Origin of the sequence: Mycobacterium sp. (genome assembly GCF_035314665.1) — a bacterium.
GTDB lineage: Bacteria > Actinomycetota > Actinomycetes > Mycobacteriales > Mycobacteriaceae > Mycobacterium.
In genome coordinates this window covers 1-19,752 of record NZ_DATFZD010000428.1, presented here as the reverse complement: position 1 = coordinate 19,752, position 19,752 = coordinate 1, and the positions used below count along the sequence as shown (strand labels likewise).

Annotated in this window: 5 protein-coding genes; all 5 read left to right on the top strand. The window is 65.9% G+C overall.

All coding sequences use genetic code 11. The features are described from left to right. Positions 1-3,563 (top strand): acyltransferase domain-containing protein (locus VKI00_RS30675; protein ID WP_324446670.1); only part of this gene is annotated, 3,563 nt, incomplete at its 5' end. A 46-nt stretch (positions 3,564-3,609) separates the two neighbouring features. Continuing rightward, the gene (locus VKI00_RS30670; RefSeq protein WP_324446668.1) at positions 3,610-8,379 is read left to right on the top strand and encodes a type I polyketide synthase; all 4,770 of its coding nucleotides are present in this window, start codon (positions 3,610-3,612) and stop codon (positions 8,377-8,379) included. A gap of 58 nt (positions 8,380-8,437) precedes the next feature. Further along, complete coding sequence (locus VKI00_RS30665; protein ID WP_324446666.1) at positions 8,438-14,011, top strand: SDR family NAD(P)-dependent oxidoreductase; 5,574 nt, start codon at positions 8,438-8,440, stop codon at positions 14,009-14,011. Then, on the top strand, positions 14,011-19,434 hold the full coding sequence (locus VKI00_RS30660) for a type I polyketide synthase (protein ID WP_324446664.1): 5,424 nt from the start codon (positions 14,011-14,013) through the stop codon (positions 19,432-19,434). The genes VKI00_RS30665 and VKI00_RS30660 overlap by 1 nt, the downstream gene beginning before the upstream one ends. Before the next feature lie 44 nt (positions 19,435-19,478). Continuing rightward, on the top strand, positions 19,479-19,752 hold a 274-nt coding region (locus VKI00_RS30655; protein WP_324446672.1), incomplete at its 3' end, for a beta-ketoacyl synthase N-terminal-like domain-containing protein.

Sequence of the window (19,752 nt, the reverse complement as noted above, 5' to 3'; positions counted from 1 at the left end):
AGTTAGAGCCGTCGTTCGTCGAGCACGTCGGGTTCTCCCTACGGCAGGTGCTGGCCGAGGGCCAGCCGGTGGCCGGGGATGCCCGGGTCCAGCCGGTTTTGCTGGGTTTGCAGTTGGCGTTGACCGCGTTGTGGCGCTCCTATGGGATGGAACCCGATGCGGTGATCGGGCACTCGATGGGTGAGGTGACCGCAGCGGTGGTGGCCGGGGCGCTGAGCCCCGCCGACGGGCTGCGGGTGATCGCCACCCGCTCGCGGCTGATGTCGCGGCTCGCCGGCCAAGGGGCGGTGGCGCTGCTCGAACTGGATGCCGAGGCGGCCGAAAAGCTGATCGCCGACTATCCCGAGGTCAGTCTGGCGGGCTACCTCTCGCCGCGGCAGACCGTGGTCGCCGGGTCGGTGGCCCAGGTAGACGCAGTGATTACCGCGGTAACGGCCCAAGAGCGATTCGCGAAGCGGGTGAATATGGAGGTCGCCTCGCACACCGCGCTGATGGACCCCATCTTGCCCGAGTTGCAGTCGGCGCTGGCCGACCTGGTGCCCAAAGCACCGACGATTCCCTTCATTTCCACCGTCGTCGACACCGCCACCACACCGTCGTTTGATGCTGCTTACTGGGTCGCCAACGTGCGCCAGCCGGTGCGGCTGCGCCAAGCCATCGCCACCGCCGCCGAGCACAACGCCACTTTCATCGAGGTCAGTCCTCACCCCACGCTGATGCACGCCGTCAGCGAAACGCTGGAATCCACCCACCACTACAGCATCGGGACGCTGTCTCGTGATGGTGATGACACGGTCAGCTTCCACACCAACTTCAACAGCACGTGTGTGGTCCAGCCCCCGCAGCTGCCGCATCCGCCCGAGCCGCATCCGGTGCTGCCCGGCGCGCCCTGGCATCACACCCGGCACTGGATCGGCGCCGAAAGTTACGTCAGGGCAGCCGAATCCGCGCCCAAGCCCGGCACTCTGCTCGGCGAGCACATCGCGGTCGCCACCTCACCGCCGACGCATCTGTGGCAGGCGCGGCTGACGCCGGCCAACAAGCCCTATCCGGGTTCGCACCACAACAATGGCGTAGAGATCATTCCGATATCGGTTCTGCTGCAGACGCTTTCGGCCGCGGCAGCCGAATCTGGCGCGTCGATAGTATCAGATGTCCGATTCGATTATCCGATCGTCGTCGACGAGCCGCGGGTGATTCAGGTGGTCGCAGACGCCGCGTCGGTCACCGTGTCGTCGAGCGCCGTGAGTGCCGGGAGCGCCGCAAGCCTCGAAAATGGCGGCTCCGCGCAACGTTGGGTCAAGCACGCCAGCGCCCGAATCACCCGCGAGCTGCAGGACCACGAAGCGGACGACCACGGCCATATCGAGACGCAGGACGCGTCGGACGCCGAGTTTGCCGACGAGTCGGTGACCTCGTTCTGGCGGACGTGGGGCAGTGAAGGACGGCCGTTCGAATGGTCGATCGGCTCCTGCCGGTCGGCGGGCGGTCGATTGCACGCCGACGTCGAGTTGTCCAAGCCCTCGGCGGTCGCGCTGCTGGACGCCGCGATCCACGTCGCCCGGTTGCTGGACAGTTCCAACCCGCGGCTGATGATTCCGGCTGCTGTCGCACGGGTCCGATTCGCAGCCGAACTTGTCGACCCGGGCGGCCACATCGAGGTGCAGCGGCGCGGCGGCAACGACGAAGAACTCGTCGTCGACATCGCGGTAACGGCGCCGGACGGCAGTGCCTGCATCGACGTCCGGGGACTTCGCTATGCGGCGGTGGACGCGAGCGCTTCTGCCTTCTCGACCTCCCGCGCCGACGACCCGCCGACGATGGTGCACGCGATTGATTGGCAACCCTTACAGCCTGTCGAGGATGATGCCGATTCGCACCAACCGGCCGATGGCTTGGCCACGATTGCGGTGCTGGGCGAGGACAGCGTCGCTGGCACGCTGCGCGATCGGCTCGCCGACGCCGGGTACCGGTCGGCCGCGGTCGCCGACGCACGATACGTCCTCTACGCCGCCGACTCCGACTCCGACAAGACCGACCTCGACTGCGCGGTTCGGCTGTCGATGGAGGTGGCGGATCTGGTCCGCGGATTGGCCGAGCGGGACGACGATCACCCGGTCACGCTGTGGATCGTCACTCGCGGCGTTCGCGAGGGTGCTTCTGCGGCGGCGGTGCGGCAGAGCTGTCTGTGGGGAACCGCCGGGGTCATCCGGGCCGAGCAGCCGCAGCTGTGGGGCGGCCTGGTCGACGTGCCGGACGAGGCCGACGTCGCTGATTGGGTATCGGCGCTGTCCACGATCCTGCGGGCACCGCCCAAATCCATCCTGGCGCTGCGTGACGGCCGATTCCTCACGCAGGTCTTCGCGCCCGTCTCCGGTGAACCGGTCCGCGAGCCGCTGCGGTGTCGCCCGGATGCGGCATACCTGGTCACCGGCGGCATGGGTGCGCTCGGTCTGCTGATCGCGGGTTGGCTCGCCGATCGCGGCGCGCGTCGTCTGATCCTGGCCGGCCGCACGCCGCTGCCACCACGTCGTGATTGGGATGGCCCCGGCACGGACACCGAGACCAGGCACAAGGTCGCCGCCATCCGGGCGCTGGAATCCCGCGGGGTCACGGTGGATGCCGTGGCCCTCGACGTGGGTTCGCGGGACGCGGTGCAAGCACTTGTGGCGAAGCGCGACGCCGACGGGGCGCCCCCGATACGCGGCGTCATCCACGCCGCCGGGATCACCGACGCCCAACTGCTCACCGAGGTCACCGAGAGCCGTCTTCGGCACACCATGTCGCCGAAAATCGCCGGTGCGCAGGCGTTGCACGAGGTGTTCCCGCCCGCTAGCCTCGACTTCTTGTTCATGACTGCCGCGGCCGGGGCGGTGTTCGGTGTCCCGGGGCAGGGCGCCTACGCGGCAGCCAATGCCTACCTGGACGGACTGGCGCACGCGCGTCACCGCCAGGGCTGCCACACTGCCAGCTTGGACTGGGTGGTCTGGCGGGGACTCGGGTTCGGCTCGGACGCCCAAATCGCGATGCAGGAACTCGAACGGCTGGGCTCACGGGCCGTCACCCCGGGAGAAGCCTTTGCGGCCTGGGATTACCTGGCGCGTTACGACGTCGCTCAAGCCCTGATGGCTCCGCTGCCGTCGTCCGAGGTGCCGGCGCCATCCGAGGCGGCGGCGATATCACCGGCGTGGTCGCAGATGCCTGCCGAGGACGTCTTGCGCGAACTGCAGGCCGGGCTGCGAGCCATCCTTGCCCGCGAGCTGCAAATGCCGGAAGCCGAGCTTGAGCCGGACCGGCCCTTCGCGGAGCTGGGCCTCAATTCGGTAATGGCGATGTCGGTTCGACGAGACACCGAGCAGTTCGTCGGCGTCGAGCTGTCAGCAACGATGCTTTTCAATTATCCGACGATCGTTGCATTGGCGGAGCATCTCGCCAAAAAGCTTCTACCGCAAACAGAATCGGACAACGACATCGACGCGTTCGGCGATTCGGACAGCAGCGTCTTGGATGACCTGTTCGACAGCGTGGAGTCTGCTCCGGCTGGTAGTGAGAGGGGTACCTGATGCAGGGCTACCGGGACGGTACATCCCGCCGTTTGGAGATCCTGTCATGACCTCCGCTTTCGACGAGGCGGCTCTTCGGCACTGGCTGGCCGACTACCTCGTAACCAACGTCGGCTGCAGTCCCTACGACATCGACTTCGACGCGTCGATGAGCGATCTTGGTCTGGGCTCGCGCGACGCAATTGTGCTCTCCGGCGAGCTTTCCGAGCTGCTCGGTCGGAAAGTCTCGCCGGTGGAATTCTGGGAGCATCCGTCAATCGCTGACTTGGCGCAGTTTCTCAGTGGGTCCGAATCCTCCGCCGAGCCGGTCTACGAGGCCGATCGTCGAAGCAGCACCGACGAGCCGATCGCGGTGATCGGCCTGGGCTGCCGATTCCCCGGTGGGGTCCACGGCCCGGAGGAGTACTGGGACTTTTTGTGCGAGGGTCGGTCCGCGGTGTCGGAAATGCCGGCGGATCGGTGGGCGCCATTCGAGGACGGCTCCGCTGAAATAGCGGAGGCACTCGCCCGCACCACGCGGTGGGGGACGTTCTTGGCCGACATCGACGCCTTTGACGCGGAATTCTTCGATATCTCCACCCGCGAAGCCGTGAAGATGGACCCCCAGCAGCGCATGCTGCTCGAAGTCGCTTGTGAGGCTTTGGAACACGCTGGGATTCCACCTAGTTCACTGCGCCGGTCGCAGACTGGCGTCTTTGCCGGAGCGTGCTACACCGACTACGGCTATCTGGCAGGTCTCGATCTGACCAGTGTCGACGCATGGACTAACCCAGGTGGTGCGCTGAGCATCATCGCCAACCGGCTGTCGTATTTCCTGGACCTGCGTGGACCCTCCGTCACGGTGGATACCGCCTGTTCGTCATCGATCGTCGCTTTGCATATGGCGTGCCAGAGCCTGCGGATGGAGGAATCCGATCTGGCCATTGCAGCGGGAGTCAACCTCTTGCTGTCGCCGCAGATCTTTCGTGGTTTCGATGAAGCCGGTGTGATGTCGCGAAGCGGTGCCTGTCACACATTCGACGCGGACGCCGACGGATTCGTCCGCGGCGAGGGCTGCGGGGTAGTGGTGCTCAAGCGACTGAGCGACGCACTGCGCGACGGCGATACGCTGCTGGCGGTGGTGCGGGGTTCAGCCGTCAATCAGGACGGTCGGTCCAACGGCCTGTTTGCCCCTAACCCGGCCGCCCAGATGGCGATGCTGCGTGCGGCGTACGCCAATGCGGGGGTGCCGCCGCATGAAGTGGATTATGTCGAGACCCACGGGACCGGAACGCTGCTGGGGGATCCGATCGAGGCGCGTGCGCTCGGTACCGTCCTCGGTAAGGGTCGTCCGGAGCAATCCCCGCTGTTGATCGGCGCGGTGAAGTCCAACCTCGGTCACCTCGAGGCGGCGGCCGGGGTTGCGGGGGTGATCAAGGCTGTGTTGGCGGTGCAGCGGGCAAGCATCCCGGCGAATCTGGGATTCGAGACCCCCAATCCCCATATTCCGTTCAACCAAATGCGGCTGAAAGTCGTTGCCGAGCAACAAGAGTGGCCACACACGTCGCATCCGCGGCGGGCTGGAGTGTCCGCATTCGGGTTCGGTGGCACCAATGCTCATGTGGTGATCGAGCAGGCTCCTGCTTCGGTACCTGTTCTGCGCGAGGCCGATCCGGCCGTGACCACCTTGGTGGTGTCGGGCAAGACCCCGGAACGGATAGCGGCGCTGGCCACCACACTGGCCGAGTGGATGGCCGGTGCAGGTTCCGCAGTGCGGTTGCCCGATGTGGCTCATGCGCTCAATCACCACCGGGAGCGACACGCTCAGTTCGCAACGGTCTGCGCCCGCGATCACGCCGACGCGGTCAGCCGGTTGAAGGCCCTGGCCGCGGGGGGAGTGACGGAGGGAGCAGAGGGAATCGTGGGGCCGCACGACCGCCCGCGTAATCCCAGCACGGTGTTCGTCTACTCGGGTCAGGGCTCGCACTGGGCGGGCATGGGCCGCCAATTGCTCGCCGACGAGCCGGTGTTTGCCGAGGCCATCGCCGATTTGGAGCACGATTTTGTTTCCCACGTTGGGTTTTCGCTGCAGCAGGTGATCGCCGCCGGCGAACCGGTGAGCGGTGACGCGCAGGTACAGCCGGTGCTGATGGGGTTGCAACTGGCGCTGACCGAGTTGTGGCGCTCGTATGGGGTGCACCCTGATGCCGTGATCGGTCATTCGATGGGCGAGATCACCGCGGCGGTGGTGGCCGGGGCGCTCAGCGTGGCCGACGGACTGCGGGTGATCGCTATCCGCTCACGTCTGATGTCGCCGCTCGCCGGACATGGTGCGGTGGGATTACTCAAACTGGACGCCGAGGCCACCGCGGCGTTGATCGCCGACTATCCCAATGTCAGTGTGGCGGGCTACATCGCGCCGCAGCAGACGGTGATCGCCGGGCCGGTGGCGCCGGTCGATGCACTGATTGCCGCGGTGAGCGCGCAGAACAAGTTCGCCCGGCGGGTCAACATGGAGGTTGCCTCGCATACCGCGTTGATGGATCCGATTCTGCCCGACTTGCGCGCGGCGCTGGCGGATCTGGTGCCGGCGATGCCGACACTTCCGTTTGTCTCCACCGTTGTGCGCGACACCACCGCGCCGGTGCTGGATGCCGAGTACTGGGTAGCCAATGTGCGCCAGCCAGCGCTGCTGAGTCAGGCCATCACCGCAGCCGCAGAAGACCACGGCACCTTCATCGAGATCAGCGCCCACCCGATCTTGACGCATGCCATCAACGACACGCTGGATTCGCTGACCCATCACCATGCCGTCGGAACGCTGTGGCGCGACGGTGATGACACGGTCACTTTCCACACCAACGTCAACGCCGTCCACACCAGCCAGCCGCCGGAGACACCCCACCCGGCGGGACCGGCTCCGGCACTGCCCACTACTCCCTGGCACCACAGCAGGCACTGGGCCACCAGTAGGCCACTGGCTCTGGTCAAACATGTTGAGCACGTTCGTATTCCGCGTGGACAGGTCGCGGATGGACCTATTCCGCCGGAGTGGTACAGCCAGCTGGCCTGGCCGGCTCGGACGTTGTCCGCAGGACGGCGGGACGCCGATAGCTCGTGGCTGGTGATCGCCGACTCCGAGCTCGGCGCGGAGATCGACCACGTTCTCGGCGATGACTCCGACGTGATGGTGCTGCCGGCTTCGCTGCTGGCCGAAGACACCGACGTTGAAGCGATCACCGACGCCCTCGCCGGAGCGACCCATGTGCTCTACGCGCCGCAGGCGCTCGCTGACCACTTCGATGCCGAATCGGGATATGGCTTGTTCAACGCTGCGCGGAAGCTCGCCACGGCGGTGACCGAGATGGGGGTGGCGCCGCGGCTATTCCTGCTGACCCGCAATGCTCAGCCCGTCGGCGAAGGCGATCGGGCCAATCCCGCCCACGCGGTGTTGTGGGGACTGGGTCGCACGCTGGCACTGGAGCATCCGGAGATCTGGGGCGGCATCATCGATGTCGACGAATCGGTGCCCGCCGGCTTGGCCGCCCGGTATGTGCTCGACGAAGCTCACGGCGACGATGGCGAGGATCAGGTCGTTTATCGGGCCGGTATCCGCCGTGTCCCGCGGCTGCAAAGCGGTTACCTGCCGTCGACATCTCCGGTAGAACTGGACAAGGACGCCAGCTATCTGGTCATCGGCGCAACCGGCAACATCGGGCCGCATCTGATCCGGCAGCTTGCGGACAGCGGCGCCGGCACCGTCGTCGCGGTTTCCCGCAATCCGGGTTCATTCCTGGACGAGTTGGCGACCGGCCTGTCGGCGACCGGAACCACCTTGGTGACGGTGGCTGCCGACGCGGCAGATGAAACCGCGATGAGCGCACTGCTCGACCGCTTCGGCGCGGATCTTCCACCGTTGGCCGGCGTCTATGTGGCCGCCTTCGCGGGCGGGCCAATCACTCTGCGCGACATGACCGATGCCGACGTCACTGCGATGTTCAGGCCGAAGCTGAATGTGGTTGCGCTGCTGCATAAACTCTCCGTGCGCCACCCGGTGCGCCAGTTCGTGCTGTTCTCGTCGATCTCTGGACTGACCGGCTCGCGCTGGCTGGCCCACTACGCGGCCACCACCACCTTCCTGGACACCTTCGCGTTTGCGCGCCGGGCGGCCGGACTTCCGGCCACCACGATCAACTGGGGGCTCTGGAAGTCATTGTCCGACAGCCAATCCGACGAGGAGCGGCACGTTACCCTCGACTCGGGTCTGGAGCCCATGCCCGACGAGGTCGCGATCCAGGCGCTGCCGTGGGTCACGGGTCCCGGCACCCCGGTGCGCGCCACGATCGTCGCGGCCGACTGGGCCCGGCTCGCCACCGCCTACCGCAGCACCCGCGCGGCGCTACGCATCGTGGACGAGCTGCTGCCGACCGAGACCGAGGGCGAAAGCTCATCGACGCTGATCACCGAGTTCCGGGAAGCGTTGCGCGACGCCGAACCGGAGCGGCGGCGCGGCCTTCTTGTCGATCACGTCACTGCGCAGGTCGTCGCGGCGATGGGGTTGGCGTCACCGCAACTGCTGGATCCGGCGACGGGTTTCTTCCAATCCGGGATGGACTCCCTGACGAGCGTGACGCTGCAGCGCGCACTCTCCGACAGCCTCGGCGAGTCGCTACCCGCGTCCGTGGTGTTCGACTATCCGACCGTAGAGGCGCTCTCCGACTACTTGGCCACCCTTCTTCCGGAAGTGGTCGAGGTCGCCGATCAGGAGAGCGTCGACGCGTATGAAGACCTCAGTGATGACGATCTGCTCAAAGAGCTTTCCGAGAGGCTGGGATGAACCGGTATCTGATGGAGCTCTACCGGCAGGGTGAATCCGGCCGTTTGGATGCCGCGTCATGACAGCGCCTATGGACGAGGACGCTTTTCGGGACTGGCTGGCCGACTACCTGATAACGAATATTGGGTGCAGTCCCGACGACATCGACTTCGACGCGTCAATGACCGACCTTGGTGTGGGCTCGCGCGACGCGATGGTGCTCTCAGGTGAGCTGAGTGAGTTGCTCGGCCGGAAAGTTTCGCCGGTGGAGTTCTGGCAGCATCCGACAATCGGTGATCTGGCGCGGTTCCTCAGCAGTCCCGAATCCGAAGCCGAGGCCGAGCCGGCGCCGGGTCCGGATCGCGGTGGTGTGGACGAGCCGATCGCGGTGATCGGTCTGGGATGCCGTTTGCCCGGTGAGATCGCCGGGCCGGAAGGGTTGTGGCAGTTCCTGTCCGAGGGCCGGTCGGCGGTGGGAGAGGTTCCGCCGGATCGGTGGGCACCGTTCGACGACGGCTCTCCGGCGGCGGCGGCAGCGTTGTCGCGCACCACCCGTTGGGGTTCTTTCTTGACTGAGGTCGACACTTTCGACGCGGAGTTCTTCGAGATCTCGCCGAGGGAAGCGGCCATGATGGACCCGCAGCAGCGTCTGCTGCTGGAAGTGGCCAACGAGGCATTCGAGCATGCCGGGATTCCGACTGATTCGCTGCGGCATTCGCAGACAGGGGTTTTCGTCGGTGCGTGCGTGAGTGAGTATGGCTATCTGGCGACGACCGATCTGAGTCAAGTGGATGCCTGGTCGGGTATCGGCGGTGCGCTCAGCATTATTGCCAACCGCGTTTCGTACTTTTTTGATCTGCGGGGGCCGTCGGTCACGGTCGATACGGCGTGTTCGTCGTCGCTGGTCGCGCTGCATCTCGCTTGCCAGAGCTTGCGGGCCGGTGATGCGAGTCTGGCGATCGCCGCGGGGGTCAATCTGCTGCTGTCACCAGTAGTGACCCGCAGCTTCGATCAGGCCGAGGCGATGTCGCCGACCGGTCAGTGTCATGCGTTCGACGCGGATGCTGACGGATTCGTTCGCGGTGAGGGTTGCGGGGCGGTGGTGCTCAAGAGGCTCGGCGATGCGCTGCGCGACGGGGATCCGGTGTTGGCGGTGGTCCGGGGTTCGGCGGTCAATCAGGATGGCCGGTCCAACGGACTCATGGCTCCCAATCCTGCGGCCCAAATTGCCGTGCTGCGGGCCGCGTATGCCAACGCCAGCGTGCCGCCACAGGAGGTCGACTATGTGGAGGCCCATGGCACCGGCACCTTGCTAGGCGATCCCATCGAAGCCCGTGCCCTGGGAACGGTGCTGGGCCGCGGGCGACCACACGACGCTCCGTTGCTCATCGGTGCAATCAAATCGAATCTTGGCCATTTGGAGGCGGCGGCCGGGATCGCGGGTTTGATCAAGGCAGTATTGGCGTTGCAGCGGGCGCAGATTCCAGCAAACCCGAACTTCGGTACCCCGAATCCGCACATCCCGTTTCCAAAGCTGCAGCTTAAAGTGGTTGCTGAGCAACAGGATTGGCCACCGACGGGGCGGCCACGGCGGGCCGGGGTGTCCTCGTTCGGGTTTGGTGGCACCAATGCCCACGTGGTGCTCGAGCAGGCGCCCGACCCTATTCCGGCTGAGCCGGGTCCGGAACCGGTGGTGAGCACACTGGTGATTTCCGGGAAGACCCCGGTGCGGGTCGCGTTGACGGCGGGGACGTTGGCCGAGTGGATGGCCGGCGCGGGCGCCGGTGCGCGGTTGGCCGATGTCGCCCACACCGTCAATCATCATCGCGCCCGTCAGAAGACCTTCGCCGCGGTCTGTGCGCGTGATCGCGCCCAGGCGGTGGCCGGGCTGCGGGCATTGGCGGCCGGCGAATCGGCGGTTGGCGTTGTCGAGCCCCGCGAGGGACCGCATGGATCGGGCACGGTGTTCGTGTATTCGGGTCAGGGTTCGCAGTGGGCGGGCATGGGCCAGCGGCTCCTGGCCGAGGAGCCGGGCTTCGCCACGGCGATCGACGAGCTAGAGCCGGACTTCGTTGAACAGGTTGGGTTTTCACTACGCGATGTGTTGGCCGCCGGGGAGCCGGTGGTGGGTATCGAGCGTATTCAGCCGGTGCTGGTGGGTATGCAGCTGGCGCTGACGCAGTTGTGGCGCTCCTATGGCGTGGAACCCGATGCGGTGATTGGGCATTCGATGGGGGAGGTGACCGCGGCGGTGGTGGCCGGGGCGCTGAGCCCGGCCGACGGGCTGAAGGTGATCGCCACCCGGTCGCGATTGATGTCGCGCTTATCTGGGCAAGGCGCGATGGCCCTGCTGGAGCTGGGCGCCGAGGACGCCGAAAAGTTGGTCGCCGACTACGCCGAGATCACCGTGGCGGTGTATGCGTCGCCGCAGCAGACGGTGATTGCCGGGCCGCCCGACCAGGTCGACGCGGTAATCGAAGTGGTGGATGCGCAGGGCCTGTTGGCGCGGCGGGTCGAGGTGGACGTGGCGTCGCACCATCCCACGGTGGATCCGATTCTGCCGGAGTTGCGAAGTGCGCTTGCTGACTTGGCACCGGCGGTGCCGAATATTCCGTTGATCAGCACGGTGGGCCAAACCAACGGTGTCGTGCCGGCTTTTGACGCCGACTATTGGGTGGTCAATCTGCGCAATCCGGTGCGATTCACCCAGGCTGTGGCCGCCGCCTTGGACGAACACGGAAATCACAACTTCGTCGAAGTCAGCCCGCACCCGCTGCTTACCTACGCCATCGGCGAAACGCTTGCATCAATATCGTCGACCGATCGCTGCACCGTCACCTCGACCATGAAGCGCGGAGAAGACGAAACCCTCTCCGTCCATGCGCAGCTCGCCACCCTGGGTGTGACGCCCCCAAGGTCCGACGGTGACCGTCTCACGGATATCCCTGCGTCGCCGTGGCTGCACTCGAAGTATTGGATCGAGACAAAACCCGTCGGCCAGCGGCTGCCAGACGTCCATCCGTTGCTTGGGGTGCACGTTGAAATGCCCTCTGGCCGTGATCATGTGTGGCAGGCAGACATCGGGATCGAGTCTTTGCCGTGGCTGGCCGATCACAAGGTCAATGGCCAAGCCGTCATGTCGACCGCGGGCTTTGCTGAAATGGCATTAGCCGCCGGCCGTCAGTCCCTTGGGCTGCCTGTTGACGCAATCCGGGTTACCGCGCTGGAAATCGAGCAGCCGCTTGTCTTGGATCGCCAGACCCGCGTCACGACGCAGATTGCTCAAGACAGCGACGGGAATCGCGTTGAGATTCATGCCAGTTCCGCCGGCAACAACTGGTCTCGGTACGCGGTAGCCGAAATCGACGTGACCGATGAGGATGTGGCGGCAGGAGGGCGCGAAGTCGAGTCGCGTACCGAGCTCGAGCTGGCCGACGAGGCGGCGGACCATCCCGAGTACTGCATCCACCCGGTACTGCTCGACGCGGCGCTGCAGCGACTCGTTGGCGCTATCCCGGCCCAATCGCGGGACACTTCGACCGACACGTCGTATCTGGCGACGTCGGTGGCGACCATTCGGGTGCTCGGACCGATCGGCCGCCGCGCCCAGTGCCACGTCGATCTGATCGAACAGGAGTCCGGCGGGTACAACGGCCGAATCATCCTCACCGACGACGGCGGGACTGCGACGGCGGAGCTCACCGACATCGAGTTGCGGCCATTGGATCTCCGGTCGGTGCCGTTGCCGCTGGAGCAGAAGGTCTTCGACACCGAGTGGGTGCCGAGTTCGATTCCGGAAATCGACTCGGCGCCACCTGCCGGGAGCTGGCTGTTGTTGGCCGACCCCGACGCCGGGACAACAGCGCTCCCTGCGGAATTCGCTGCCCGACTGAGCTCACCGAGCCGACGAGTGATCAGCGCAGAACTGTACGACGAATCGGCGGTACTGAAGGCCGTCGCGGAATCCGTGGCTGATCCGCAGCACCCGCCCGCGGGCGTGATCGTATTCCTCGGACAGGGTTCGCTTGACGGGGCCGACGTTGAGGGTGCGCTTCGTCGCGCGAACGAGTCGATCTGGGCGATCTCGGCCGCGACGCACGCAATCGTCGACAGCCGGACCGCCACGTTGCCGCGGCTGTGGCTGGTAACCCGTAACGGCCTTTCGGTTCACGAGGGTGAGCCAGGTGATCCGGCGATCGGAGCCCTTAAAGGCCTCATTCGTAACTGGCGGTTCCCCGGGGAAGCGGCTCGCGTCCTTGCCGGCGAGCCGGATATCGGTGCGACTCTCGTCGATTTGGGCGAATCCGACGATCTGGAGAACCTAGTCACATCGTTGCTGAGGGAACTGCAATCACCGGCGGGCGACGACGTGATCGCGTGGCGCGAGCGCAGCCGATATGCGGAACGGCTCTCGCGCGCGTCGCTGGATGCGACCCGCCAGGATGCTGTCGTCCGCGCGGATGGCTCATACATCATCACCGGTGGCCTTGGCGGCTTGGGCACGGTCGTGACGCGATGGCTGGTAGATCGCGGCGCGGGGCGGCTCGTTCTCAATGGCCGAAGTGAACCCTCAGATGATCAGCGGAAGGCCCTCGCCGACCTGGCAAACGGCACCGAAATCGTCTTTGTGTCAGGCGATATCGCGTCACCGGACGTGGCGGATCGGCTAGTTGCGGCTGCCGAGGAGACTGGACGGCCGTTGCGGGGAGTCGTACATGGGGCCGGCGTGACCGGTGACGGTCTGGTGAGCGCTCTTACCCGCGAGGGCATGCAACGGGTGTGGGCGCCCAAGGTGACCGGGGCACTGCGGCTGCATGTCGCGACAGCCACCCGACAACTTGACTGGTGGGTCGGCTTCTCGTCCATGGCCACGCTTATTGGTTTGCCTGGTCAGTTGGCCTATACGACAGCGAACGCGTGGCTTGATGCCCTGGTGGCGTGGCGACGAGCATCAGGGCTGCCCGCGACCGCAATCAACTGGGGCCAGTGGTCTGACGTCGGGATGAGCCGTGCGCTGACCTATAGCGTCTTGGACCCGATCACTCCAGACGAAGGCATCGAGGCGCTGCAGACCTTGGTGGGTGGCGCCATCGGTCGGGTGGGTGTTGGACGGCTGCGTCTGGACCGCGCCGTCGCGGCCACCCCCGAGTTCCGCGAACTGGGCTTCTTCGACAAGTTGGTCTCAGAATTCGACCGCGTGTTCGACACATCGGGCGCCGACCACCGATCGACCGTCGACCACTCAGATCAGTTGGCAGCGTCGGTTCCGGACTGGTCGGCGCTCTCGGCTGAGGATCGGTTCAGCGAAATCGAGATCAGGCTCCGAACGATGATGGCCCGCGAACTGCGAATGTCGCCATCGGCAATCAACGCCGATCAGCCATTCCCCGAACTGGGACTGGACTCGATGATGGCGATGGCAGTCCTGCGAGCGACGCAGAAGCTTCTCGGAGTCGACCTGTCGGCGAATATGCTGTTCAACCACCCGACCATCTCGTCCTTGGCGGCGTATCTGGCGGAACTGCTTGCACCTCGAGAGGTGCCACAGGAAGATTCCGCCGGCGCGGCGCTCGATTCGGCGGGCAGTGTGTTGGATGAGTTGTTCGAGCACGTGGAGTCGGCTTCGGCGGGCAGTGAGAGCGGTATTTTTTGATGGGAACGATTTTCGACAGAGTTTCGGCGATGCCCGCCGACAAGCGGGACGCGCTGACGCAGCAGTTCGACAAGGCTTCGCGGATCGCCGCCGCCGAGCCGGTGGCGGTGGTGGGGATCGGCTGCCGTTTTCCCGGCGGCGCGGCAGGCCCGGAGGGCTACTGGAACTTCTTGGCTAACGGCGGGGACGGGATCAGCGAAATCCCTTCCGACCGTTGGAATGCCGACGAATACTACGATCCGGACCAGTTCGCTCCCGGCCGGATGTCGTCGAAGTGGGGCGGCTTTCTGCCCGATGTGGCCGGCTTCGACGCCGACTTCTTCGGGATTTCCCCGCGTGAAGCCGAAGCCATGGATCCGCAGCAGCGGCTGATGCTGGAAGTGGCTTTTGAAGCATTGGAACATGCCGGAATCGCGCCGGAGGAGTTGGCCGGAATCCGTGCCGCAGTGATGATGGGTGTGTATTACACCGAGTATCAGACGATTTCAGCAGCCAACCCGGACAATATCGATGCTTACTCCGCAACCGGTAACGCTCATGCGGTCGCCGTCGGTCGGATCGCTTACCTGCTGGGCCTGCGTGGACCGGCGGTAGCTATTGACTCCGCATGCTCGTCTTCGTTGGTAACGATTCATCTGGCCTGCCAAAGCCTGCGGCTGCGGGAGAGCGATCTGGCGCTGGCCGGCGGTGTCAGCCTGATCTTGCGCCCGGAAACCCAGATAGCGATGGCCAAGTGGGGAATGTTATCGCCGCAAGGCCGGTGTCACAGCTTCGACTCGCGCGCCGACGGATTCGTTCGGGGCGAGGGCGCCGGCATCGTGGTGCTCAAGCGGCTCACCGACGCCGTACGCGACGGGGACCGGGTCCTGGCGGTGGTGCGGGGCTCGGCGACCAATCAGGACGGTCGCTCCAACGGTCTGACCGCGCCTAATACCATCGCGCAGAGCGACGTCATCACCCGCGCGTTGCGCAGCGCCGACGTCACGCCGGGTTCGGTGAATTTCATTGAGGCGCACGGCACCGGAACCGCTTTGGGTGATCCGATCGAGTTCGAAGCGTTGGCCGACGTCTACGGGCGAGGTGAAGGTCCATGCGCACTGGGCGCAGTGAAGACCAACATTGGCCATCTGGAGGCGGCCGCCGGGATTGCCGGTTTCATCAAGGCCGCGCTGTCTGTGCAGCGGGGCAAGATTCCGCCGAACCTCAACTTCTCGCAATGGAATCCGGCGATCGACCCAAAGCCGACGCGTCTGTTCGTTCCTACCGAACTGAGCCCCTGGCCCGCTGACGAGGGTCCGCGGCGAGCCGCGGTGTCGTCATTCGGCCTGGGCGGGACGAACGCACACGTGGTGATCGAGCAGGGGCCGGAACCAGCGCCGGTATCGGATCCCGACTCCTCGCCGGTGACGACGTTGACGGTCTCCGGCAAAAACGATCAACGGATAACGTCATGGGCGGCCGCGTTGGCCGATTGGATGGACGGCGACGGTGCCGGCGTCCCGCTGGCAGATATCGCTCACACCGTCAACCACTACCGCAGCCGCCACAACAAATTCGCCACGGTGTCCGCGCGTGATCGCGGCCAGGCGGTGGCGGGACTGCGGGCCTTGGCCGCCGGGCAGCCGACGCCGGGAGTAGTCGGCCCGCGTGAGGCGCCGCGCGGATCTGGCACCGTTTTCCTGTATTCGGGCCAGGGTTCGCAGTGGGCCGGCATGGGTCGGCAGTTGCTAGAGGATGAGCCGGCGTTCGCTGCGGCGATTGACGAGTTGGAGCCGGCTTTCGTTGAGCAGGTCGGGTTTTCGCTGCGCGATGTGCTGATTAGCGGCGAGCCGGTGGTGGGTATCGAGCGTATCCAGCCGGTCTTGGTTGGTATGCAGTTGGCGTTGACGGCGTTGTGGCGCTCGTACGGGGTGGAACCCGATGCGGTGATTGGGCATTCGATGGGGGAGGTGACCGCGGCCGTGGTGGCCGGGGCGCTGAGCCCGGCGGATGGTTTGAAGGTGATCGCGACCCGATCGAAGTTGATGTCGCGTCTGTCCGGGCATGGCGCCATGGCGCTGCTCGAGCTGGATGCCGAGGCGGTCGAGAAGTTGATCGCCGACTATCCGGACATCACGGTGGCGGTCTACGCGGCCCCGCAGCAGACCGTGATCGCCGGGCCGCCCGAGCAGGTCGATGCGGTGATCGCGGTGGTGGACGCGCAAGGCCGGTTGGCGCGGCGCATCGAAGTCGATGTGGCCTCGCACCATCCCACAGTTGATCCGATCCTGCCCGAGTTGCGCAGCGCGTTAGCGGGTTTGGCGCCGACAACGCCGAAGATCCCGCTGATCAGCACGGTCGGTCAAACCGATGGCGCCGCGCCGGCGTTCAATGCCGACTATTGGGTGGTCAATCTGCGCAACCCGGTGCGGTTCAGCCAGGCGGTGACGGCTGCCGCCAAAAACCATGCCACCTTCGTTGAAGTCAGCCCGCATCCGCTGCTCAGCCACGCCATCGCGGGCAACCTCGAGTCGGCCAACCCGCGCGGCGGTGCCCAGGTGGCGGCGACGTTGACCCGGGACAACCCGGAGACACTCACATTTCACACCCAGCTGGCGACGCTTCGGCCCCCGTCAGCTGCTGCAGCGGCGCAGATCGATAGCAGCACAAAGAGACTCACTGATCTCCCGCCGACGCCATGGCTGCACTCCCGGTATTGGGCGGCGCCTTTTTCGGCTACCCGGCAGTCAGCGAGTACGCATCCGCTGCTGGGCACGCACGTCGAAATGCCGTCCGGTCGCGATCACGTGTGGCAGGCCGACGTCGGCATCGAAGCGCTGCCCTGGCTGGCGGACCACAAGGTGCATGGCCAGCCGGTCATGCCGGGCACCGGTTTCGGTGAGATCGCGCTGGCCGCCGCCAGCGAAGCCCTTGGCTTGCCGGCGCAGTCGGTGACCATTGGAGTCGAAGTCGAACAGATGCTGCCGCTGGGCGACACAACCCAGCTCACCACGCAGCTCACCCGGGGCGAGAAGGATAGCGACGAGATTCGCGTCGAGATCCATTCGCGCTCGGCCACCGGTGCTTGGATCCGCCACGCAGTCGGGAAAGTCGAAGTGGGGCAATCGGAAGCGCCATACGCGCCGACCGCTTCGTCGGAACCCGGCACCGTGGTCTCGCCCGCGGATCTGTACTCCGCGTTGCGCAACACCGGTCTGCACCACGGGCAGGCCTTCGCCGCACTGACCCGCATCGTCCACCGGTCCAACGGCACCTCGGAGACCGAGATCGTCCTGCCGCACGAGGCGACCGGGCATCGCGCTTACCGAATCCACCCCGTCCTGCTCGACGCGGCTTTGCAGGGCCTGGCCGCCGCGCTGTCGAGTGAAGCGTTGGCCGACTCCAGCGAGGCAACGTATCTGCCGGTGTCGTTCGAGAAGATCCGGGTCTTCGGCGATGTCGGCCGACGCGCCCGATGCCGCGCCGAACTGGTCAACGCCGGCGGCGGGGGTTTAGAAGGGTCCGGCATCATGGGCCGCGTCCTGATCACAGACGACACGGGCACTCCCACCGCCGAGATCAGCGGCATCTACCTGCAGCGCGTGCAACGCCACACCGTGCCAATGCCGCTGACGCAGAAGATCTTCGACACCGAGTGGCTGGAGACTCCCGTTGACCCGGCGGCGCCGATGCCGCCGGAGGGCAGTTGGCTGGTATTGACCGATGGCGCCGAGACCGAGCCGGTGGCCAACGAATTCGTAGCCGGATTGAGCTCACCGACTCGACGGGTGGTCAGCGCCGACCTTTCGCAGGAGTCGGCGGTCCTCGAAGCCTTCTCGCAAGCCGCGGCAGACGCCGAGCTCCCGCCGGTCGGCGTGGTCATCTTCGCGGGCCGGCAGCCATTCGACGGGGCCGATTCCAGCGACGCACCGGCGCGCGGCCGCGACCTCACGTGGGGGGTCGCCTCGACGGTTCGCGCGATCCTCAGCGGGTGGCACGGCAAGTCACCGCGACTGTGGCTGGTGTCCCGCGACGGTCTGGCCGTCAACGACGGCGAACCGGGCGACCCGTCGGTCAGCGCACTGACCGGGTTGATCCGGGTTCTTGCCTACGAGCACCCGGATCTGCGCACCACGTTGGTCGATCTGCCGGGCGACACCGTGACACCGCTGACCACCGAGCTGGGCCTGGCCTCCGGCGACGATGTGGTCGCATGGCGCGGCGAAAAGCGTTATGCAAAGCGGCTTTCCCGCGCGACGTTGGGTACGGCCAAGCCGGGCGGGATCGTTCGTCACGACGGTTCCTACATCCTCACCGGTGGTCTCGGCGGGATCGGTTTGGCCATGGCCCGTTGGCTGGTCGACAGCGGCGCCGGCCGCATCATCCTCAACGGGCGGTCCCAGCCGTCCGAAGAGGCGCAAGCGGTGCTCGACGAACTCGGCCAGCGTGCACAAATCGTTGTTGTACCAGGCGATATCGCCGCACCCGGAGTCGCCGAGCGGCTGGTGAGCGCGGCGGAAGAGACGGGTCTGGCCTTGCGCGGTGTGGTGCACAGCGCCGTTGTGCTCGACGACCAGATCGTCGCAGGCCTCCGCAAGGACAGCCTGGAGCGGGTGTGGGCGCCGAAAGCCATTGGCGCGCTGCGACTGCACGTCGCGACCGCCGCTAGCGACCTCGACTGGTGGGTTGGCTTCTCGTCGACGTCGTCACTGCTGGGCGCGCCCGGACAGGGCGCCTACGCCGCCGCCAGTGCCTGGCTCGACGGCCTGGTCGACTGGCGACGGGCATCGGGTTTGCCTGCCACCACGATCAACTGGGGCCAGTGGTCCGACATTGGCGTCGCCCGCTCGCTAACCTTCAGTGCGCTGGACCCCATTGCGCCGGCTGAAGGCATCGAGGCGCTGGAGGCCATCCTCGCCAACCAGCCCACGAACATCGGGGTGGCTCGACTGCGGCTGGATCGGGCGGCGGCCGCGTTCCCGGAGATTCAGCAACTCGGGTATTTCGCCAAGCTGGCCGAGGAACTCGATATCGACAGCGACGACGACGATTGGGCAGGCCCCGACGCGTTGCGCGAGATGGATGCCGCCGAAGCCCACCGGGTCGTCATTGCACGACTGGGCGGACGCATCCTGGCCATCATGGGCTACCGGAAGGACAGTACGATCGACGCCGATCAGCCGTTGACCGAACTGGGGATGGATTCGCTGATGGCCGTGCGAATCCGGAACACTGTTCGTGGTGACTTCGGTGTCGAACCGCCGGTGGCCCTGCTGCTTCAGGGTGCGTCGCTGGCTGAGCTGACAACCGATCTCATCCGTCAACTGGGTGTTGACAACGAAGAAAAGGGCGAGAGGGCCAACGGCGTTCGTGACCGGGCCAAGCAGCGCGCCGCAGCACGGCAACGAGCCGCAGCTCGGCGAAAGGTAGGAGATCGAGTGTGACCAGCAACAGCGAACTGCCGCCCAACGCGATAGCGGTCGTCGGCATGGCGGCCAGATTGCCTGGGGCCAACTCGGTGTCGGCGTTCTGGGACAACTTGGTTCACGGCAGGGAATCGATCGTCACGCTGTCGGAGGACGATCTGCTGGCCGAGGGCGTCAGCGAGAAGGCGCTGGCGAATCACGCGTACGTGCGGCGCGCCGCATTGGTGGACGGCATCGACGAATTCGACTCCGACTTCTTTGGCTTCACTCCGCAGGTAGCGCGCTCGACCGATCCGCAGCATCGGTTGTTCCTGCAGACTGCTTTCCACGCGATCG

Bases quoted from the DNA above. Each gene is read 5' to 3' on its own strand.
- VKI00_RS30670 (WP_324446668.1), top strand. From the start codon at position 3,610: ATGACCTCCGCTTTCGACGAGGCGGCTCTTCGGCACTGGCTGGCCGAC.
- VKI00_RS30665 (WP_324446666.1), top strand. From the start codon at position 8,438: ATGACAGCGCCTATGGACGAGGACGCTTTTCGGGACTGGCTGGCCGAC.
- VKI00_RS30660 (WP_324446664.1), top strand. From the start codon at position 14,011: ATGGGAACGATTTTCGACAGAGTTTCGGCGATGCCCGCCGACAAGCGG.